The sequence below is a fragment of the Streptomyces chryseus genome (assembly GCF_014650755.1).
Taxonomy (GTDB): Bacteria; Actinomycetota; Actinomycetes; order Streptomycetales; family Streptomycetaceae; genus Streptomyces; species Streptomyces chryseus.
The window spans coordinates 22,266-42,046 of record NZ_BMVO01000013.1; the positions used below are offsets into that span (position 1 = coordinate 22,266).

Below are 19,781 nucleotides of genomic sequence, written 5' to 3' on the forward strand. Positions count from 1 at the left end.
GCGTTGCGGGGCGTGCGGTCACGGCTGTCGGCGTGGGTGGCGGCGCTACCGACGGCGCCCGCGTACGCGCCACGTCGGTGTTCCGGTAGCGGCTCGGGCGGGGCGTGGCCCGGTCGCTGTTTCCGCCCCGCCCCGCCCCGCCCCTCCGCGAACCCGGACTCCGGCCCGGGCTTCCGTCCGTACGTGCCGGACGGGCTGGAAGGGGCGGGGGGACCGTGGTTTTCCTCGACGTTCGACGGGGCGCGGCGCTCAGAGCGTCGTGAGGTAGTCGGGCAGTGCGACGGCCGGGTCGAGGTCCGATGCCGGGATCGGGGCGCCGTAGCCGCGGGTCAGCGGGACGACTCCCGTCCAGTGGGGGAGCGAGGCGTCCTCGGGGTCGTCGTTGGGGCCGCCGGTGCGTACCTTCGCGGAGACCTCCTCCAGGTCGAGACGGATCACGGCGGTCGCCGCGAGCTCCTTGGCGTTGGCCGGGCGCGAGTCGTGGGAGCGGCCGGGGACGACGTGGTCGACCAGCGCGTCGAGCGCGGTACGGCGCTCCTCCTCCTCGTCGACGACTTCGTGCGCGACGCCGTGCACCACCACGGAGCGGTAGTTGATGGAGTGGTGGAACGCCGACCGCGCCAGGACGAGACCGTCCACGTGGGTGACGGTCAGGCAGACGGCGAGGCCCGGGTCGCTCTGGCCTGCCATGCGCAGGGGGCGGGAGCCCGTCGAGCCGTGGACGTAGAGGCGGTCGCCGACGCGGGCGTAGAGCGTCGGCAGGACCACGGGTGCGCCGTCCCGGACGAACCCGAGATGGCACACGTACCCCTCGTCGAGTATCGCGTGCACCAGGGCGCGGTTGTACGACGCGCGTTCCCGGGAGCGGGTCGGGACGGTGCGCTCGGACGGCGCGTAGGAGGTGGTGTCCGGCATTGCGTTCTCCATTGCACTAGTGCATACTTTGGTTTGTGCTAGGGCGAGAGTATCGGATCAGTGGGCGGCGTGCCTCGGAGATTGCGGCGAGTGTGGAGCGCGCGGTGGGCTCCGGGGAGCTGGAGCCCGGCCAACTGCTGCCGCCCATGCGTGAGTTGGCGGGGGACTTGGGGGTGAATCCGAATACGGTCGCCGCCGCGTACCGGACGCTGCGCGAGCGCGGGGTGATCGAGACCTCGGGCCGCCGGGGCAGCCGGGTGCGTTCCCGGCCGGCCAGTACGGCGCGGGACTCGATCAGAGTCGACGTACCGCCCGGGGTGCGGGACCTGAGCCAGGGGAATCCCGATCCCGCGCTGCTGCCGCCGCTGCACGACGCGTTCGCGGCCGCGGTGCGGCGCAACGCGGAGCGGCCCGTGCTGTACGGGCAGGACCCCGTCGACCCGGAGTTCGCGAGGCTCGCGCGGGCCGCCTTCGACGCCGACGGGGTGCCGGGCGGGCCCATAGCCGTCACGTCCGGGTCGCTGGACGCGATCGAGCGGGTGCTGGCCGCCCATCTGAAGCCGGGCGACGCGGTGGCGGTCGAGGACCCGGGGTGGAGCAGCCTGCTCGACCTCGTGCCGGCGCTCGGACTGACGGCCGTACCGGTCGGGCTCGACGACAAGGGGCCGCTGCCCGGCGAGGTCGAACGGGCGCTGCGGGGCGGAGCCCGGGCGCTCGTGATCACCGACCGGGCGCAGAACCCCACCGGCGCAGCGGTGAGCGTCGCGCGGGCCCAGGAACTGCGGGGCGTCCTGATGATGTTTCCGGGCGTCCTGCTCATCGAGGACGACCACGGGCACGCCATCGTCGACCTCCCGGTGCGCCCGCTCGGGGGCGCGACGGACCACTGGGTGTTCGTGCGATCGGTCGCCAAGGCGTACGGGCCCGATCTGCGGCTCGCGATGATGACCGGCGACGCGGTCACGGTGGACCGGGTCGTGGGGCGCCAGCGGCTCGGTCCCGGCTGGGTCAGCCGGCTGGTGCAGCGGGCGGTCGTCGAGCTGTGGGAGGCGGGCGCCGTGGACGTGCGGGCCGTCTCGCGCGAGTACGGCCGGCGCCGTGACGCGTTGATACGGGCCTTGGAGGAACGGGGGGTCGAGGCGCACGGGCGCAGCGGGCTGAACGTGTGGGTGCCCGTGGCGGACGAGACCGGCGTGGTGGCGCGGCTGCTGCACTCGGGGTGGGCCGTCGCACCGGGGGCGCGATTCCGGATGGCCGCGCCCCCCGGGGTGCGGCTGACGGTGGCGGCGATGGCACCGGCCGACGTCGGCCCGCTCGCCGACGCCGTCGCCGCCGCGGCCGGGCCGCCGTCGGGCGGCCGGCGTCACGGGTGACGAGAACGGCCGGACCGGCCCGGGCGGGCCTGACGTCGCTCGGGCCCGACGGCCCTTCTCCGACCCCGGCACGGCTCAGTGTCGGCTCGGGGCCGGGGCCCGGCGCCGGGGGCGGCTCTGGGTCAGGGCCGCGCCGGCCAGGACGATGAGCGCGCCCACGGGGGTGTTCCAGCTCAGGTGCTCACCGAGCAGGGTGACGCCCGCGACGGTGGCGATGACCGGGACGAAGTACGTGACCATCTGGGCGGTCGTCGGGCCCACCTCGGCCACCAGGTCGTACTGGAGCAGCATCGCGAACCCCGTGCCGAGCGCGCCGAGCGCCACCACCGCGAGCAGGGGGACAACGGGGAACGAGGTCGGCATGCTCGTGAAGAGGGGAGTCACCACGGCGAGCTGGACCGTGCCGAGCAGGAGCTGGGCGCCGGTCATGGAGAGCGCCGAGTTGCTGGTGCCGGCGAGCGTGCGGCGCAGGTAGATCCAGCCCACGGGATAGCTGAGCGAGGCCAGCAGCGCCATCGCCGTACCGCCGAAGTCGAGGCCCGAGAAGCCCTGCCAGGCGCCGAGCACGGTCAGTACGCCGATGAAGCCCATACCAAGCCCCGCGACGCGGCGGCGGGTCGGGCGGTCCTCGGAGAAGGCCACCAGGGAGAGCACCATGCCCCACAGCGGCGACGTGGCGTTGCAGATGCCGGCCAGAGTCGAGGGGATCGTCAGCTCGGAGTAGGCGAAGAGCGAGAACGGCAGGGCGTTGAGGAAGAACGCGGCGACGGCGAGATGGCCCCACGTCCGGGCGCCGCGCGGCAGCCCGACCCGCTTCACGGCCATCGCGGCGGCGAGCACGGCCGTACCGAAGAGCAGTCGTCCGAGGGTCACTTGGAACGGTGCGTACGCCTGCGTGCCGACCTTGATGAACAGGAAGCTGAAGCCCCAGATGAGCGCGAGCACCCCGAAGCGGATGCGCCAGTCCAGGGCCGGGCGCCGGCCCGGCGTGTTGGCGCTGTCGAGCGGCCCGTCCTCGAGCGGGGCAGGGGCGGCGGCGGAGGCGAGGGGCTGCGCGGAGGCGGCGGGCTGTGCGGCGCGGCGGCGTAGGGCGACGAAGCTCATGGTGTGTACCCTGGCCCGCCATGACCTCTTAGCACAAGCGAGATATCGTGGAGACGATCGCTTAGCATCGCTTACATGTTGAATCTGGAGCGCCTGCGTACGCTCGACGCCCTCGCCCGGCACGGTTCCGTCAGCGGGGCGGCCGACGGCCTGCATGTGACGACATCCGCCGTCTCCCAGCAGCTGGCCAAGCTGGAGCGCGAGGTCGGTCAGCCCCTGCTCGCCAAGAACGGCCGCGGGGTGCGCCTCACCGACGCCGGCCGGCTGCTCGCCGATCATGCCGCGCGCATCCTCTCCCAGGTCGAGCTGGCGCAGTCCGACATCGAGGCGCAGCGCGGGCGCGTCGTCGGCGACCTCACCGTCGTCGCCTTCCCCACCGCCGCCCGCGGGCTGCTGCCGGCCGCGCTCTCCGCGCTCCGCGTGGAGCACCCGCAACTGCGCGTGCAGATGCGGGAGATGGAGCCGGACGAGGCGGTACGCGGGGTCATGCGCGGCGACTACGACCTCGCCGTCGTGCTCGACTGGTACAACAGGCCGCTCTCCATGCCCGAGGGGCTCGCCAAACAGGAGCTGCTGCACGACCCCGCCGATGTCGCGATGCACGTCGACCACCCGCTCGCCGGCCGGGACGCCGTGGACCTGGAGGAGTTCGCCGACGACGACTGGGTCACCTGGGCCGAGGGCGAGTTCTGCCACGAGTGGCTGATGTTCACCCTGCGCGGCAAGGGGGTCGAGCCCCGGATCGCGCACGTCGCCGAGGAGCACGCCACGCAACTCGCGCTGATCGCCGAGGGCCTGGGGGTGTGCGTGGCGCCCCGGCTGGGACGCGGTCCGGTGCCGGACCGGGTCCGCGTCGTACCGGTGCGGCACGCGATGCGGCGGCACGTGTACGCCGTCTGGCGTGCCGACGCCGACCGGAGGCCGTCGATCCGCGCGGCGGTCGACGCGCTGTGTGCGGCGGGCGAGGCCGTCGTCGGCTGAGTCCCGGCCCGGGTGAGCGGGTGCGGGCGCTTCCGGGGCTCAGGCGCCGCCCAGCTTGCGGAAGTCCCATGACGTCACCGCGTCCGGCGTGAGGCGCAGCCAGGCGTGCCGGCCGTCGTGGGGCATCCGCGGCATGCCGAAGTACTTCCGCGGGAACAGGCACTCCGGTACGTCGAGTTCGGGGCAGGGCTCTCCCGTGCGCGGCGACTCGCCGACGAAGACGGCGGTGCCCGACAGCTCGATGCCACGCAGTTCGCCGTACTCCACGCCGTCGTCGACGACCACCGCCAGCCGGGCGTCCTCGCGCAGCTGCGCCCAGCGGAGGCTGCGCGTGATCGAGTACAGCCACAGGGACTCCCCGTCCCAGACGAACCACAGGGCGCCCACGTGCGGGCTGCCGTCCGCCGAGACGGTCGCCACCCGGCACGTGCGCTGTTCGGTGAGGAACGCGTCCCGTTCGGCGTCCGTCATCATGATGCGGCGGCCTCTGCGCTGTGTCGCGGTCATCGGCTTCCCTCCATGGCTCCTGACTGAGTGTCAGAAAGCATGGGGTCTCTTCCCTCGTCACGCAATGCCCGTTAGCCTCGCGCGCCGAGACCCGAGGGGGAGCCTTGCCGTCGTACGAACAGCTTGCGGAGCAGCTCGATCCGGCGACCACCGTGCTGCTCACCGTGGAATGCCAGCGCGGCGTCGTCGGCCCGGACAGCGCGCTTCCCGAACTCGCCGAGGAAGCCCGCTCCTCGGGCGCCCTCGCGCGCATCGCACGGCTGGTCGCGGCCGCCCATGAGACCGGCGTCCAGGTCCTGCACGCGGTGGCGGAACGGCGTCCGGACGGGCGCGGCTCCAGCGCCAACGCGCGGCTGTTCCGCGCCGCGCGGCGGCTGCCCGTGCGGCAGCTCCCGGGAACGGCCGCGGTGCGCGTCGCGGAGCCGATCGAAGTCGCGGACGAGGACCTCGTCGTACGGCGGCTGCACGGCCTCTCGCCGCTCTCGGGAACGGACGTCGACGCGCTCCTGCGCAATCTCGGCTGCCGGAGCCTGCTCGTCACGGGAGTGTCGGCCAACGTGGCGATTCCCAACGCCGTCTTCGACGCGGTCAATCTCGGCTACACCGCCGTCGTCCCCTCGGACGCCGTCGCGGGCGTGCCTTCCGAGTACACCCCCGCGATGATCCGCAACACGCTCGCCCTCGTCGCGACGATCACCACGACCGACGAGGTGCTGGCGTGCTGGAGGCACCCGCGACGAGCCGGTGGCGGGGGGACGGTCAGGCAAGGGTGATCGAGTCGCCCTCGACCTTGATGGCGGCGGCGGGCAGCGGCTGCTTCGCCGGGCCGCCCTTCACCGTGCCGTCCGTGGCGTCGAACATGCTCCCGTGACAGGGACAGTTGATCATCCCGTTGGCGACCTCCTTGACCGCGCAGCCCTGGTGGGTGCACTTCGACGAGAACGCCTTGAACTGGCCCGCCGCGGGCTGGGTGACGACCACACCCTGGTCGGCGAATACCTTCCCGCCGCCCTCCGGGATGTCGGCGGTCTTCGCGAGCACCGCGCCGCCGCCCGCTCCCGCCTCGCCGCCGCCCGCTCCCGCCTCGCCGCCGCCCGCTCCCGCCTCGCCGCCGCCCGCTTCGGCCTCGCCACCCGCGGGCTTCTCGGCAGCGGTGCCGTACGGGCTGTCGCTGTCCGAACCGCCGCACGCCGTGAGCGCGGCGGCGACTCCGGCGGCGCCCACTGCGGCGACGACCGTACGGCGGCCGAACAGCCGCCCTGTCTCCTGAGACCCTGTCATGCCCGTCATCCTCGTACTCCCCTTCGGCGACCTGCTGTGCCGTGTTGTACGGGGCGCCGGACGCCGGTGTTCACCCGCCGAGGGATTTCTTCCAGCAGCAGATCAACGGAGGGGCGCCCAGGCACGCGGACAACTGATCGAAAGCCCGTCAGGCGGCAGTAATCTGGGGAAATGCTCTCCGAAGTCACAGCGACCCGCTACGTCACGCCCCTGCGTGAGGGCGGCTCGCTCCCGGGGATCGTCGAGGCCGACGATCTCGGTACGTACGTCATGAAATTCACCGGCGCGGGACAGGGCCGCAAGACCCTGGTCGCCGAGGTGATCTGCGGCGAGTTGGCCCGCGGGCTGGGGCTCCGCGTCCCCGAGCTGGTCACCATCGAGCTCGACCCGGTGATCGGCCTGGGCGAACCGGACCAGGAGGTGCAGGAGCTGCTCAAGGCGAGCGGCGGCCTGAACCTGGGCATGGACTACCTCCCCGGATCGATCGGCTTCGACCCGCTCGCCTACGAGGTGGACCCGGCCGAGGCGGGCCGCGTGGTGTGGTTCGACGCGCTGATCAACAACGTCGACCGGTCCTGGCGCAACCCCAACCTGCTCGTCTGGCACGGCGACCTGTGGCTGATCGACCACGGCGCCACCATGATCTGGCAGCACAACTGGCCGACCGCCGCGAGCGCGGCGGCCAAGCCGTACAACGCCTCGGACCACGTCCTCGCGCCGTTCGGCCCCGACATCGCGGCCGCGGCGGCCGACCTGGCGCCGCTGGTCACCGAGGAGCTGCTGACCGAGGTCGCCGCGCAGGTCCCCGCCGAGTGGCTGGTCGACGAGCCCGGCTTCGAGAGTGCCGACGCGCTGCGCCGGGCCTACGTCGAGGCCCTGCTCCCGCGTGCCGCGACGATCCATGAGCGGATCACGCTCGGCGCGCCGACGAGGGACAGGCCGTCGCAGGCCCCCGGCTGGCTGGCGGACCGCCTGACGCCGCAGCCCCGAACGACAGGCCGGACGGCCCAGGCCCCCGCCGACGCCGCGCAGGTCGACCGGCGCCCGCAGCACGACGAGGACGGCGGCAAGTGAGCACCCAGCGGGACGTCTTCGAATACGCGCTGGTGCGCGTCGTGCCGCGGGTGGAGCGCGGTGAGATGTTCAATGCCGGCGTGCTCGTCTACTGCCGCGCCAAGTCGTTCGTCGCCGCCAGGACGCACCTCGACGAGGCCAAGCTGAGGGCGCTGGACCCCGGCGCCGACGTGGCGGGCGTACGGGCCGCCCTGCGCGCCGTGGAGGGCGTCTGCGGCGGCGGGCAGGCGGCCGGTCAGGCGGCGGGCGACGACCCCGGGCGGCGCTTTCGCTGGCTGATCGCGCCGCGCAGCACCGTCGTACAGCCCGGGCCGGTGCACACCGGCCTCACGGCGGATCCGCAGGCCGAGGTCGAGCGTCTGCTCGACCTGCTGGTGCGGTGATCTCCGCTACTGATTCCCCGGGCGGATCCTCGGGCCGTTGACACCGGGTGCCATGGCTTCTAGCGTCACGTCTGCTGAAGCTACTAAGCGGTTGCTCAGTGATCGGGAACTCACTCCCGGTGACCCGGCGGCCGCATCCAAGGGCGAGGAGAACCAGCATGTCCACCACCGAGCAGCGTGTCGCGATCGTGACCGGGGCGGCGCGCGGCATTGGCGCCGCCACCGCCGTCCGTCTGGCGGCCGAGGGCCGCGCCGTCGCCGTACTCGACCTCGACGAGGCCGCGTGCAAGGACACCGTCGAGAAGATCACCGCGGCGGGCGGCACCGCCCTCGCCGTCGGCTGCGACGTCTCCGGCAGCGGTCAGGTCGAGGCCGCCGTGGCGCGCGTCGCCGCGGAGCTCGGTGCGCCGACGATCCTCGTGAACAACGCGGGCGTCCTGCGCGACAACCTGCTCTTCAAGATGAGCGAGTCCGACTGGGACACCGTGATGAACGTGCACCTCAAGGGCGCGTTCCTGATGGCCAAGGCGTGCCAGAAGCACATGGTGGACGCCAAGTTCGGCCGCATCGTCAGCCTCTCCAGCAGCTCGGCGCTCGGCAACCGCGGACAGGCGAACTACTCCGCCGTCAAGGCCGGCCTCCAGGGCTTCACCAAGACCCTCGCCAAGGAGCTCGGCAAGTTCGGCATCACGGCCAACGCCGTCGCCCCCGGCTTCATCGTCACGGAGATGACGGCCCAGACCGCCGCCCGCGTCGGCATGGGCTTCGAGGAGTTCCAGGCCGCCGCCGCCACCCAGATCCCCGTGCAGCGCGTCGGCACGCCGGACGACATCGCCAACGCCATCGCCTTCTTCACGGGCGAGGACGCCGGTTTTGTCTCCGGCCAGGTCATGTACGTCGCCGGCGGCCCGCTCAACTGACGCCGCACCATTCACGAGGGACTGAGGGACATGGCTGCTGAGGCAGAGGTACGGGACAGCGGGAAGGTCGCGCTCATCACGGGCGCGAGCCGCGGAATCGGTTACGGCGTCGCGGAGGCGCTCGTCGCCCGCGGCGACCGCGTATGCATCACCGGGCGCAACGAGGACGCGCTCAAGGAGGCCGTCGAGGCGCTCGGCTCGGACCGGGTGATCGGCGTCGCGGGCAAGGCCCACGACGAGGCGCACCAGGCTATCGCCGTCGAGCGCGCCATGGAGGCGTTCGGCCGCGTCGACTTCCTGATCAACAACGCCGGCACGAATCCGGTCTTCGGTCCGATCGCGGAGCTGGATCTCGCCGTCGCCCGAAAGACGTACGAGACCAACGTGATCTCCGCGCTCGGGTTCGCGCAGCAGACCTGGAAGGCGTGGCAGAAGGAGAACGGCGGGGCGATCGTGAACATCGCCTCCGTCGCCGGCATCTCCGCCTCGCCCTTCATCGGCGCGTACGGCATGAGCAAGGCGGCCATGGTCAACCTGACCCTGCAGCTGGCGCACGAGTTCGCGCCGGCGGTACGGGTCAACGCGATCGCGCCCGCCGTGGTGAAGACCAAGTTCGCCCAGGCGCTGTACGAGGGCCGCGAGGCCGAGGCGGCCGCGGCGTACCCTCTGGGACGGCTCGGCGTCCCCGAGGACATCGGGGGAGCGGCCGCCTTCCTCACCTCGGACCAGTCGGACTGGATCACGGGGCAGACATTGGTCGTGGACGGCGGTATCTTCCTGAACGCTGGCGTCGGCTGAGTCGCTTTACCCGTTTTTGCCGTGGATTATGCCCAAGCGCCCTGCCGGGACTGCCCGTTGACCCGTCGGGGCGCTGCGGTATGGTCTGCCGACCCATGGCTGATCGAGGAGCGTGCACGTGTTCAACCGGACCAGATGTCTGCAGTCCGCTGCAGCCCTTGCGTCCATATCCCTGCTGAGCGGATGCGGGATGCTGTCCAGTGATCAGTCCGACACCGAGCAGAAGCTCTCCGTCGGTACGACGAGCACGCCCAGCACACTCGACCCGGCCGGTGCGTGGGACGGTTCCTGGGAGCTGTACAGAAACGTCTTCCAGACGTTGGTGAGCTACCCGACGGGCAGCACCACGCCCGAGCCCGACGCAGCCGAGGAGTGCGCCTTCACGGACAGCTCGAACAAGGTCTACACCTGCACCCTCCGCGAGGGGCTCACCTTCTCCGACGGGACGGCGCTGGACGCGAAGGCGGCCAAGCACTCGATCGACCGGATCGTCACGATCAACCAGAAGGGAGGTCCGAGCGGGCTGCTGACCAGCCTCGACGAGGTGGAGACGAGCGGCGACCGAAAGATCACCTTCCGTCTGAACAAGCCGGACGCCACCTTTCCGTTCGTGCTCGCGACGCCGGCGATGTCGATGGTGAGCCCGGCGGACTACCCGAAGGACGAGCTCCGTGCGGGCAACCAGCTGACGGGTTCGGGACCGTACACGCTCGCGTCGTACCAGCCGGACAAAATGGCTGAACTCGTGAAGAACCCGAAGTACGACGGGTTCGCCGACCTCAAGAACGACGCCGTCACGATCCACTACTACCAGGACTCCGCCGTGATGGTGGCGGCCCTGAAGAAGAAGGAGATCGACGCGACGTTCCGCGGTCTGACCGCCGAGCAGGTCATCGACCTCGAGGACCAGCCGAAGGAGAAGGAGCTCCAGGTCGTCGAGGCGACGGGAGCCGAGATCCGCTACCTGGTCTTCAACCCCAAGGACCCGAACGCGCGCAAGCCCGCCGTCCGCCGGGCGATCGCCCAGCTGGTCGACCGGGGCGCCCTCGTCGACAAGGTCTACAAGGGCACCGCCGAGCCGCTGTACTCGATGATCCCGAGCGGCGTCGCCGGCCACGCGACCAGCTTCTTCGACACGTACGGCGAGCCGAGCGTGCCGAAGGCGAAGAACATCCTCGCCGAGGCGGGCATCACCGAGCCGGTGCCGCTGACCTTCTGGTACACCTCCGACCGGTACGGATCGTCCACCGCGCTGGAGTTCGCCGAGCTCAAGCGGCAGCTGGACGCGTCCGGGCTGTTCAAGATCACGCTGAAGCACCGCCCCTGGAACGCCTTCGCCAAGGGCTACCAGAAGGGCGAGTACCCGGTCTTCGGCCGAGGCTGGTCTCCCGACTTCCCGGACCCGGACAACTTCGTCGCCCCCTTCGTCGGTGAGAACAACGCCGTCGGTACGCCGTACAACACCCCGGAGATCACGGCCAGCCTGCTGCCGAAGACGCGACAGGAGAGCGACCGCGCGGCGGTGGGCGACCAGTTCGGGCGCGCCCAGGAGATCCTGCTGGAGGACGTGCGTCTGCTGCCGCTGTGGCAGGGCAAGCTGTACGTCGCCGCCTCGGACGAGATCGCCGGTGCCGAACGGGCGCTGGACCCGCAGACGATCATGCAGGTCTGGCAGCTGCACAAGAAGACCAGCTGGTAGGAGCCGGTTGTCAGTGGCCGCGGGTAGGTTCTTTGCTGAAGAACTGATCGTTTACCGGAGGTTGTTGACGTGACCGACACCGACATGCTGCCCGAGTCCTGGCGCGGCGTCCTCGGGGACGAGCTGCAGAAGCCCTATTTCCAGCAGCTCACCGAATTCGTCGAGAAGGAGCGGGCCAACGGGCCGGTCTACCCGCCGCGCGAAGAGGTCTTCGCCGCCCTCGACGCGACGCCGTACGACCGTGTGAAGGTCCTGGTCCTCGGCCAGGACCCCTACCACGGCGAGGGGCAGGGCCACGGGCTCTGCTTCTCGGTGCGGCCGGGCGTCAAGGTGCCTCCGTCCCTGCGGAACATCTACAAGGAGATGAACGCGGAGCTGGGCACCCCGATCCCGGACAACGGCTATCTGATGCCGTGGGCCGAGCAGGGTGTCCTGCTGCTCAACGCCGTACTGACGGTGCGGGCCGGTGAGGCGAACTCCCACAAGGGCAAGGGGTGGGAGACGTTCACGGACGCGGTGATCCGCGCCGTGGCCTCGCGGCCCGACCCGGCCGTCTTCGTGCTCTGGGGCAACTACGCGCAGAAGAAGCTCCCGCTGATCGACCAGGAGCGGCACGTGGTCGTGAAGGGCGCGCACCCCTCCCCGCTGTCGGCGAAGAAGTTCTTCGGGTCCCGGCCGTTCACGCAGATCAACGAGGCGGTCGCGGCGCAGGGGCACCAGCCCGTCGACTGGACCGTCCCGAACCTGGGCTGACCGGCCCACTTCGTGCCCGAAGGTGGAGGGGACGGACCGGCCCGCCGTGTCGCGCGGCCGGGCCGGCCCGCCCTTCGCCGCGGCCCGCTGCTCTCCGCGAGCGCGGGCACAGATCCGCGTACGGTCACCGGCCTGGCGCAGCGGCGCCGGGCGGCCGCCCGAGCCTGAGCCCGATTGTCAGTGGCGGGGTCTAGCGTCGTGATCGTCGGTATTGGCTTTCACGCGCACGTACGGCGGGCGAGGAGAAACGGCGATGGAGCAGCGGGAGACGTCCGAGGACGTCACGATGACGCGGATCGGACAGGCGATCATGCTTCTCCACGCAGGCGACCGCGAGGAGGCGGGCAACCGCCTCGCGGAGCTGTGGGAGGAGATCGGCGAGGACGGTGACGCGTTCCACCGCTGCACGCTCGCGCACTACATGGCGGACACCCAGGACGACGCCCATGACGAACTGGTGTGGGATCTGAGGGCGCTGGCGGCCGCCGACGGGCTGACCGACGCGCGGGTGGCCCGGCACGACTCCTCGGTCGCGGTGCGCGGGTTCTACCCCTCGCTGCACCTCAACCTCGCCGCCGACTACCTGAAGCTGCACCGCCCGGACGCCGCCCGCACTCACCTGGGGCGGGCGCGGGCGGCGTCGGACGCGCTCGGCGACGACGGGTACGGGGACGGGGTGCGGGCGGCCATCGACCGGCTCGAGCGCAGACTCACCGACGCGGGATGACCGCTCCGGGTACGTCAGCGCCCGTAGGTCTCGCGGCAGATCCGGGCCTGGGCGCTGTCGTGCTGCCAGCCCCCGTACCCCTCGCCCAGGGCGCACACGTCCGCGCCCGGGGCGGGCACGGGCAGGGAAGGCAGTACGCGCGGCACCGGCCCGGCGGCTTCGGGGGGCCCGGGGGCGGCCGGTACGGGCGGCGCGGGGGCCGGGTCGGCGGCCGGCAGCCGGGCCGGGCGGCGGGGCGGCGCGGGCAGGGCCGTCCGGCGCACCACCGGGGCCCGGCGCCGCTCGGCCCTGGGTGCTGCCTCCTCCGACGGCTGGAGCGCGGCGTCCAGCGCCTCACGGGCGGGTGCCTGGACGATCTGCGGCTTCACCTCCTGGTCCCGCGAGACCGGCTCGGAGTCCGGCGAGGGAACGGCGGCGGGGGAGGGCGGGGGCTCCACCGCCACGCAGCCGGTGACGGTGGCGGAGACGGCCGTGACCGCCACTCCCATGAGGATCTTCACTGTGGTTCTCGTTCGGTGCACCCGCGCAACTCTGGGGGGCGCGGGGTGGTTTCCGGGAGTTCGGAGCGGGAGATTGGCCCGCACGAGTGATGCGCTAGTCGCCCGTGGTGCCGTCGACGCGCTCGCGCAGCAGGTCCGCGTGGCCGTTGTGGCGGGCGTACTCCTCAATCATGTGGACGTAGATCCAGCGGAGGCTGTACTGCTTCCCGCTGCGGTGCTCGCCCGCGCCGAGGTCGTCGAGGGAGCGTCCCGCCGCGAGCTCGCGCGCCCGGCCGACCGCCTCGCGCCAGGCGGTGTCGGCGTCGGCCCAGGTGTCCTTGTCCGTGAAGTGGAAGTCCCCGTCCGGGTCCTCGCCGGAGCAGTAGAGCGCGGGGGCGTCCTCGTCGGCCAGCACCCGGTGGAACCAGCCCCGTTCGACGTCCGTCATGTGCCGTACGAGTCCGAGCAGCGACAGGTCCGACGGCGGCACGGCCGTCTCCCGCAGCTGCTCCTCGCTCAGGCCCGCGCACTTGAGCGCCAGTGTCTCGCGGTGGAAGTCCAGCCAGCCTTCGAGCATGTCGCGCTCGCCGGCGGTGGTGGAGGGATCGATGCGCGCGTCGGGGTGTGTCATGACGCTCATCGTCACTCACTGATCCACTCACCGCCAGGGCTCACCGGCCGCCCTCATGTCCCGGCCGGCCCTTCGGCGCCGCCTCCCGGCACGCCGAGCATCCCGCGCAGCAACTCGCCGAACCCCTTGCGCAGTTCCTCCTCGCTGGGGACCGCCGCGTGGTACGAACCCGCCGCGCAGGAGAACATCAGCCCCTCGCACCAGGCCACCACAGACAGGGCATGGCGCTCGGGTTCCCGCGAACCGGCCGCCGACATGAGCGCGTTGAGCGGCTCGCGGAAATGGTGGCGTCCGGCCGCGTCGTAGAACGCGCGCAGTTCGGGCCGGCGCGTCGCCTCCAAACCCAGTTCGTACCGCGCGACCAGAAGCTCACGGTGGTGCGTCAGATGGCGGTGCAGGACGCCCGCGAGCGCGCCGACGATGTCGTCGAGCCCGCCCGTCGGCGCGGGCATCTCGTCCAGGGCGAGCACCCGGGCCTCGCGTTCGGCCAGCCGGCGCACGGTCGCCTCGAGGAGCGCCTGGCGCGTGCGGGCGTAGTTGGACGTGGAGCCCTGCGGCAGGCCGGCGCGTTCGTCGACGGCCCGGTGGGTGAGCCCGCGCATCCCGCGCTCGACGAGCAGGGCCAGCGCGGCGTCGGTGATCAGTTCGGGACGGGAGCGGCCCGTCGTGGCACGTGCGGTCATGGGACCAACCTACCGCGTCGACTACACCTGTAGTACGCTCGTCGTGTCACTACAGGTGTAGTTGCCGAGGAGGCGTCATGGCCATCAGCCCAAAGCCCCGCACACAACCCCCCGCACCGGCCCGGCCCCAGCCCCACGCCGTCGTGGTGGGAAGCGGCATCGGCGGACTGACCGCCGCCGTCGCCCTCCACCAGAACGGCTGGCGCGTCACGGTCCTGGAGCGCGCGCAGTCGATCGAGGCGGTCGGCGCCGGCATCGCCCTCGCCCCCAACGGGCATCACGCCCTGGACGTCGTCGGAATCGGCGAGGAGATCCGCGCCCTGGCCGCGTGGCAGGGCGACGGCGGCATGCGAACCCCCGCCGGCCGCTGGCTCTCCCGTACGAACAGCTCCGCCGCGGCCGAGCGCTTCGGCGGCCCCCTTGTCCTCGTCCACCGCGCCACCCTCGTCGAGCGCCTCGCCGCGCGGCTCCCCGGCGGCGCGGTACGCACGGGGTCCGCCGCGACGTCGGCCGACCCCGGCGTGGCGGGCGGCCGTCCCGCCGTGGTCACCACCCCGGACGGGAGCATCGAGGCGGACCTCGTCGTCGGCGCGGACGGCATCAACTCCGCGACGCGCCGCGCCCTGTTCCCGGACCACCCCGGCCCCGCCTACTCCGGCCTCACCACCTGGCGCGTGGTCGTTCCCGCCGGCGCCGTCCCCTCCTTCGCGCCGCACGAGACCTGGGGACGCGGCGCCCTGTGGGGCAGCCAGCCGCTCAAGGACGGCCGGGTCTACGCGTACGCCGCCGCCGTCGCCCCCGCCGGCGAGCGCGCCCCGGACGGCGAGAAGGCCGAACTCCTGCGCAGGTTCGGCGACTGGCACAGCCCCGTGCCCCGGATCATCGAAGCGGCCGACCCCGCCGAGGTGCTGCGCCACGACGTGCACCACCTGATCGACCCGCTGCCCGCCTTCCACCGCGGCAGGACCGTGCTGCTCGGCGACGCCGCGCACGCCATGTGCCCCACCCTGGGCCAGGGCGGCAACCAGGCCATCGAGGACGGCGTCGTCCTGGCCCACCACCTGCCGGACGCGACCGACCTCGGGAGCGGCCTCGCGGCGTACTCCGCCGACCGGCTGCCGCGCACCACCGGCATCGTCCGCAAGTCCGCGACCATCGCGCGGCTGGTGTCGCTGCGCAGCGCCCCGGGCGTCGCCGTGCGCGACACCGCGATGCGCCTCGCCGGCTTCGGCCCGGGTCTCGCCCTGCGCACCTTCGACGGCATCGCCGACTGGCTGCCGCCGCAGCGCACGTATGCTGCCGGAGCGCGGGACCGCCAGGTCCGCGATCACCAGGCACAGCGTTAGGGAGACCCTCCGTGAAGGTCGGCGTCATCGGGCTCGGAGACATCGCTCAGAAGGCATACCTGCCCGTACTGACCACCCGACCGGGGCTCGAACCGCACCTGCAGACCCGCACGCCCGCCACCCTCGCGCAGGTCGCCGCGACCCACCGGATCCCCGACGCGCAGTGCCACTCGGACCTCGACGCGCTGCTCGGCCAGGGCCTGGACGCCGCCTTCGTGCACGCGCCCACCACCGTGCATCCGCAGATCGTGACCCGGCTCCTGGAGGCGGGCGTGCCGACGTACGTCGACAAGCCGCTCGCGTACGAACTGGCCGAGTCCGAGCGGCTCGTGCGGCTCGCCGAGGAGCGCGGCGTGAGCCTCGCCGTCGGCTTCAACCGCCGGCTCGCCCCCGGGTACGCGCAGTGCGCCGAGCACCCGCGCGATCTGATCATCATGCAGAAGAACCGTGTCGGCCTTCCCGAGGACCCGCGCACGCTCGTCCTCGACGACTTCATCCACGTCGTCGACACCCTGCGCTTCCTCGTCCCGGGCACCGTCGAGCACATCGACGTACGGGCGAAGGTCGTGGAGGGACTGGTGCACCACGTCGTCCTCCAGCTGTCCGGCGACGGGTTCACCGCGATCGGCACCATGAACCGGATGAACGGCTCCACCGAGGAGATCCTCGAAGTCTCCGGCCAGGACGCCAAGCGCCAGGTCCTCAACCTCGCCGAGGTCGTCGACCACAAGGGGCAGCCGACCGTCCGCCGTCGCGGCGACTGGGTGCCGGTGGCGCGCCAGCGGGGCATCGAGCAGTCCGTCGACGCCTTCCTCGACGCCGTACGGGCCAGAACGCCGCTCAGCGCCCGGGACGCGCTGCTGACGCACGAGCTGTGCGAGCGGATCGTCCTGGCGGCCGAGGGGCAGCGGGCCGCCTGAGGGCCCGTACGCCCGCCGCCGCGCCCAGCAGGACCAGTACGGCGAGCGCGCCGTGGACGGCCCAGTCGCCGGCCCGCGCATACACCGTCGTGCCTCCGGCCAGCGGTACGTCGTACACCGCGGACGCACTCTCGTCCGTCCCCAGGGGCGCCCCGACGCGCTCGCCGCCGGGGCCGAACACCGCGCTGACCCCGGTGAGCGTCGCGTGCACCACCGGCCGGCCGGTCTCGGCGGCCCGCAGCGCCGCGAGCGAGGCGTGCTGCTCGGGCGCCCAGCTGTTCTGGAACGTCGACGTCGCCGACTGCGTGACCAGCACCTGGGCTCCCCGCCGGGTCAGTTCACGGCTCATGTCGGGGAACGCCGACTCGAAGCACACCAGAGGCCCGACGCGCAGCCCGCCGGACAGCGGCATCACCACGGGGCTCGTGCCGCGCCTGCGGTCCTCGCCCGCGGCCTTGCCCACCGAGGTCGCCCAGCCGAGCACCGACCGCGCGGGGACGTACTCACCGAAGGGGACGAGGCGCATCTTGTCGTACCGGCGGCCGGTGACGCCCTGCGGGTCCACCAGCACCGAGCTCTTGAAGATGCCGGGCCGGTCGGCGCGCCGCGCGTCCACGTTGACCAGGACGTCGGCGCCCACCAGGCGGGACAGGGTGACGAGCCGGGCCGCGAGGTCGGGGCTCTCGCTCAGGTCCGCCCCGACGCTGCTCTCGCCCCACACCACCAGGTCCAGGTCCCGCCCCGCGAGATCACGGGTGAGCGCCTCGCTGAGCGCGAAGCGCCGCTCGGGCCCGCTCACGACGCCCGGTTGTACGACGGCCACGCGCGCCCGGCCGGCCTCCTCGGGGCGCGGCGCCCACGCCCACACGGCGCCCGCCGCGACGGCGCAGGCCACCAGAGCGGCGACCACCGGCCTGCGGGCCGACGGCACGGCCACCAGGACCACGACGCCGGTGTTGACCGCGACCACCAGCAGGCTCACCAGCCACACACCGCCGACCGACGCGAGCCGCAGCGCCGGGGCGACCTCCCACTGGCTCGAACCGAGCAGCCCCCACGGTCCGCCCAACCCCTGCCAGGACCTGACCAGTTCCGCCATCAGCCACCCGGAGGGCACGACGGCGAGGGCGGCCGTCGCGCGGCGGACCGAGGGCGTCCCGCGGAGCATCGACCCGACCAGCCACCCCCACGGCAGCCACAGGAGGGCCAGCAGCGCCGCCAGGACCACGATGAACACATGCAGGCTCGGCATCAGCCAGTGATGCACGGCGATCATGAACCCGGTGGCGCCGAGCCAGCCGTCCAGAGCCGCCCGCCTGCCCGTCGGCGCCGAGCGGATCAGCAGCATCCACGGCACGAGGGCGACGTACGCGAACCACCAGAGGGACGGCGCGGGGAAGGAGAGCGCGGGCAGAGCGCCGAGCACCACCGCGGCGAGGCCGCGCCACCAGGGCGACGACAGCCCGTCCCACCGGCCGGCCGGAATCCGCATGCGCGCGCCTCCTCGTCCTGCCGCTCTGCCCCGCGAGGAGTCCGGGAGCAGTCCCTGCCACCAGTGTGTGGCAGCGCGGCGATCGCGGACAGTGTGCCCGCGACGGGACGGGAGTAACAGGATCCCCGCACGTCAGAGCGTGGTGCGCCGCCACTTCTCCTGGACGACCACCGAGCTGATCCGCCAGCCGTCCTCCGTGCGGACGAGGCCGAACGCGTACCGCCCGCCGGTCATGACGTTGGGCTCGGCCGGGCGCCGCGGACCGTCGTCGGCCGTGGTCCCCTCGGGCGGGGTGTCGAACATCATCGGGTTCACGTAGTCGGCCCGGAGCGCCGCTCGGTCCCCGGGGACGCCGCCGTGATGTTCGAGCCGCAGCCGCCGGTTGACGATGAGGTGCTGGCGTACGGGGAAGAGCCGCATCGTCTCCGCCAGCCAGTCCGCGACCTCGGCGGCCGGGCCCTCGATGCCGCCTGCGGTGCGATAGTCGGCCCGGCCGCCCGGGGTGAACAGGGCGCGGTAGCCGGCCCAGTCGGCGTCGTCCACGGCCACCGCGTAGCCGGTGACGACCGCGTCGACGGCCAGGCGGTCCAGTACGGTCGCGAGCTCTTCACGCTGCGTCATCGGGCCAGTCTCCGGCAGCCGGCGCCCCGGGCCAAGGGCCGTGCGCGGGGGACCCCGGCACCGGATCACCCCTGGGCGCGACGGCCGGTCAGTGCGCGAAGACCTCGCGGAGCCTCGCCTCGGCCTCGTGGTCGAGGTTGCTGTGCACCAGCTCCGCGTGGCCGACGGGGAACGCGTCACGGACCCGGTCGGTCACCGCGTCCCGGGACAGCAGGAAGAGCGCCGAAGTGCCCGGCGTCACCTTCGCCTTGACCTGCTCGATGAAGTCGTCGTCGATGCCGACGTCGGTGAGCCTGCCGCCCAGGGCCCCGGCCGCGGCGCCGATCGCGGCGCCCAGCAGCGGCACGAAGAAGATCAGGCCGAAGAGCATCCCCCAGAAGGTGCCGGAGAGAGCGCCGGTGCCGACGAGGCTGTGGAGCTGCTTGGTCCTCGGCTTGTTGTCGCCGTCGGCCCAGCTCACCACCGCCGCGTCGTCGACGGTGATCAGCCCCTCCTTCCGCAGGGACAGCAGGGTCGTCTCGACCCGTTCCGCCGAGTCGGGGGCGTCGAACTTCCAGACGGGGAGCGTGGCCATGCGGGTGCCTCCGTGGAGCTGTTCCGGACGATGGCGTGCTGGAGCGGTCCTGTGGCCACGGGCCGGCCTGGCCGTGGCGGGGCGTGGGCATGGGGCTGCGCCGTGCCACAGGCCCTCGGCCAGTAGAACGCACGCGGGTGAAGTCCGCATGTGGGACATCCGGGGGCGGCGCGCGGTGGCGCCGGGCGGCATCCGGGGAGGCGGCAGCCGTGGAGAACGGGTCGGTGCGGGCGGCGAGACGGCGGGCGGGGCCGGTTAGGCCGCTTCGGCGATCTCCCCGCGCACGGCCGCGGCCCACTGGAGGAGCAGCGTCTCGTACTCGTCCGCAGGCCATGCCTCGTCGGCGCGGGACTCCACCAGAGCGCGAATTGCCTCATTCGCCTCGGTCAGGGGTCGCACGGAACCAACCGGCGGGGGTGTGCGGTACATGCGACAAGACTACGGCCAGGCACTGACAGTGAGCACCAGAACGGCAGTGGTTTTCCTCGCACTAGCATTGATCGCCGACGCCGGCCGACGG

23 protein-coding genes are annotated in these 19,781 nt (G+C 72.5%); 12 read left to right on the plus strand and 11 right to left on the minus strand.

The window, feature by feature from the left end; genetic code table 11:
• Positions 1–249: 249 nt before the first annotated feature.
• On the minus strand, positions 250–927 hold the full coding sequence (locus IE185_RS19895) for a pyridoxamine 5'-phosphate oxidase family protein (RefSeq protein WP_138896030.1): 678 nt from the start codon (positions 925–927) through the stop codon (positions 250–252).
• A gap of 23 nt (positions 928–950) precedes the next feature.
• On the opposite strand from IE185_RS19895, the gene IE185_RS19900 reads away from it, so the two are divergent.
• Positions 951–2,288 carry an aminotransferase class I/II-fold pyridoxal phosphate-dependent enzyme gene (locus IE185_RS19900; RefSeq protein ID WP_138896031.1) on the plus strand — a complete coding sequence of 446 codons (1,338 nt, stop codon included), beginning with the start codon at positions 951–953 and terminating at the stop codon, positions 2,286–2,288.
• 75 nt (positions 2,289–2,363) lie between these two features.
• On the opposite strand, the gene IE185_RS19905 is transcribed toward IE185_RS19900, so the two are convergent.
• Positions 2,364–3,392, minus strand: coding sequence for a DMT family transporter (locus IE185_RS19905; RefSeq protein ID WP_138896032.1), 1,029 nt, complete (start codon positions 3,390–3,392; stop codon positions 2,364–2,366).
• Positions 3,393–3,467: 75 nt separating this feature from the next.
• On the opposite strand from IE185_RS19905, the gene IE185_RS19910 reads away from it, so the two are divergent.
• Entirely contained in the window at positions 3,468–4,373 is a 906-nt protein-coding gene (locus IE185_RS19910) for a LysR family transcriptional regulator (protein ID WP_138896033.1), read from the plus strand.
• A gap of 39 nt (positions 4,374–4,412) precedes the next feature.
• Here IE185_RS19910 and IE185_RS19915 read toward each other — a convergent pair whose 3' ends face one another.
• Positions 4,413–4,880 carry a pyridoxamine 5'-phosphate oxidase family protein gene (locus tag IE185_RS19915; RefSeq protein WP_138896034.1) on the minus strand — a complete coding sequence of 156 codons (468 nt, stop codon included), beginning with the start codon at positions 4,878–4,880 and terminating at the stop codon, positions 4,413–4,415.
• Positions 4,881–4,984: 104 nt separating this feature from the next.
• Here IE185_RS19915 and IE185_RS19920 point away from each other — a divergent pair, with 104 nt between their 5' ends.
• The gene (locus IE185_RS19920; protein WP_138896035.1) at positions 4,985–5,653 is read left to right on the plus strand and encodes a cysteine hydrolase family protein; all 669 of its coding nucleotides are present in this window, start codon (positions 4,985–4,987) and stop codon (positions 5,651–5,653) included.
• Here the strand turns inward: IE185_RS19920 and IE185_RS19925 are convergent.
• Positions 5,640–6,161, minus strand: a complete 522-nt coding sequence (locus IE185_RS19925) for a Rieske (2Fe-2S) protein (protein ID WP_138896036.1) — start codon at positions 6,159–6,161, stop codon at positions 5,640–5,642. The genes IE185_RS19920 and IE185_RS19925 overlap by 14 nt on opposite strands.
• A gap of 171 nt (positions 6,162–6,332) precedes the next feature.
• Here IE185_RS19925 and IE185_RS19930 point away from each other — a divergent pair, with 171 nt between their 5' ends.
• The 7 genes from IE185_RS19930 (at position 6,333) to IE185_RS19960 (ending at position 12,515) form a co-directional block, all read left to right on the plus strand.
• Positions 6,333–7,235, plus strand: coding sequence for a HipA family kinase (locus IE185_RS19930; protein ID WP_229843604.1), 903 nt, complete (start codon positions 6,333–6,335; stop codon positions 7,233–7,235).
• The gene (locus IE185_RS19935) at positions 7,232–7,618 is read left to right on the plus strand and encodes a DUF3037 domain-containing protein (RefSeq protein ID WP_138896037.1); all 387 of its coding nucleotides are present in this window, start codon (positions 7,232–7,234) and stop codon (positions 7,616–7,618) included. The genes IE185_RS19930 and IE185_RS19935 overlap by 4 nt, the downstream gene beginning before the upstream one ends.
• A 158-nt stretch (positions 7,619–7,776) precedes the next feature.
• Entirely contained in the window at positions 7,777–8,538 is a 762-nt protein-coding gene (fabG, locus tag IE185_RS19940) for a 3-oxoacyl-ACP reductase FabG (protein ID WP_138896038.1), read from the plus strand.
• A 30-nt stretch (positions 8,539–8,568) separates the two neighbouring features.
• Entirely contained in the window at positions 8,569–9,336 is a 768-nt protein-coding gene (locus IE185_RS19945; protein WP_138896039.1) for an SDR family oxidoreductase, read from the plus strand.
• A gap of 118 nt (positions 9,337–9,454) precedes the next feature.
• A complete protein-coding gene (locus IE185_RS19950) occupies positions 9,455–11,035 on the plus strand; it encodes an ABC transporter substrate-binding protein (RefSeq protein ID WP_138896040.1) in 1,581 nt (526 codons plus the stop codon).
• A 69-nt stretch (positions 11,036–11,104) separates the two neighbouring features.
• Positions 11,105–11,788 (plus strand): uracil-DNA glycosylase, encoded by a 684-nt coding sequence (gene ung / locus IE185_RS19955; protein WP_138896041.1) that lies wholly within the window; start codon positions 11,105–11,107, stop codon positions 11,786–11,788.
• 253 nt (positions 11,789–12,041) lie between these two features.
• Positions 12,042–12,515: a hypothetical protein gene (locus tag IE185_RS19960; RefSeq protein ID WP_138896042.1), complete on the plus strand. Its 474-nt coding sequence runs from the start codon at positions 12,042–12,044 to the stop codon at positions 12,513–12,515.
• A gap of 14 nt (positions 12,516–12,529) precedes the next feature.
• Here IE185_RS19960 and IE185_RS19965 read toward each other — a convergent pair whose 3' ends face one another.
• The 3 genes from IE185_RS19965 to IE185_RS19975 form a co-directional block, all read right to left on the minus strand.
• Complete coding sequence (locus tag IE185_RS19965; protein ID WP_189715675.1) at positions 12,530–13,036, minus strand: hypothetical protein; 507 nt, start codon at positions 13,034–13,036, stop codon at positions 12,530–12,532.
• Between the two features lie 73 nt (positions 13,037–13,109).
• Positions 13,110–13,634: a DinB family protein gene (locus IE185_RS19970; RefSeq protein WP_138899536.1), complete on the minus strand. Its 525-nt coding sequence runs from the start codon at positions 13,632–13,634 to the stop codon at positions 13,110–13,112.
• Between the two features lie 44 nt (positions 13,635–13,678).
• Entirely contained in the window at positions 13,679–14,308 is a 630-nt protein-coding gene (locus IE185_RS19975) for a TetR/AcrR family transcriptional regulator (protein ID WP_138899537.1), read from the minus strand.
• A gap of 77 nt (positions 14,309–14,385) precedes the next feature.
• Here IE185_RS19975 and IE185_RS19980 point away from each other — a divergent pair, with 77 nt between their 5' ends.
• Both IE185_RS19980 and IE185_RS19985 read left to right on the plus strand, forming a co-directional pair.
• Positions 14,386–15,654: an FAD-dependent monooxygenase gene (locus tag IE185_RS19980; protein ID WP_189715677.1), complete on the plus strand. Its 1,269-nt coding sequence runs from the start codon at positions 14,386–14,388 to the stop codon at positions 15,652–15,654.
• An 11-nt stretch (positions 15,655–15,665) separates the two neighbouring features.
• Positions 15,666–16,574 (plus strand): Gfo/Idh/MocA family protein, encoded by a 909-nt coding sequence (locus IE185_RS19985; RefSeq protein ID WP_138896631.1) that lies wholly within the window; start codon positions 15,666–15,668, stop codon positions 16,572–16,574.
• Here the strand turns inward: IE185_RS19985 and lnt are convergent.
• From lnt to IE185_RS20005, 4 genes are all read right to left on the minus strand, one after another.
• Positions 16,495–18,066: an apolipoprotein N-acyltransferase gene (lnt, locus tag IE185_RS19990; RefSeq protein WP_138896630.1), complete on the minus strand. Its 1,572-nt coding sequence runs from the start codon at positions 18,064–18,066 to the stop codon at positions 16,495–16,497. The two genes, IE185_RS19985 and lnt, sit on opposite strands and share 80 nt — an antisense overlap.
• 132 nt (positions 18,067–18,198) lie before the next feature.
• On the minus strand, positions 18,199–18,687 hold the full coding sequence (locus IE185_RS19995) for a nuclear transport factor 2 family protein (protein WP_138896629.1): 489 nt from the start codon (positions 18,685–18,687) through the stop codon (positions 18,199–18,201).
• 88 nt (positions 18,688–18,775) lie between these two features.
• Positions 18,776–19,261, minus strand: coding sequence for a DUF1269 domain-containing protein (locus tag IE185_RS20000; protein WP_138896628.1), 486 nt, complete (start codon positions 19,259–19,261; stop codon positions 18,776–18,778).
• A 255-nt stretch (positions 19,262–19,516) separates the two neighbouring features.
• A complete protein-coding gene (locus IE185_RS20005) occupies positions 19,517–19,690 on the minus strand; it encodes a hypothetical protein (RefSeq protein WP_167518853.1) in 174 nt (57 codons plus the stop codon).
• Positions 19,691–19,781 lie beyond the last annotated feature (91 nt).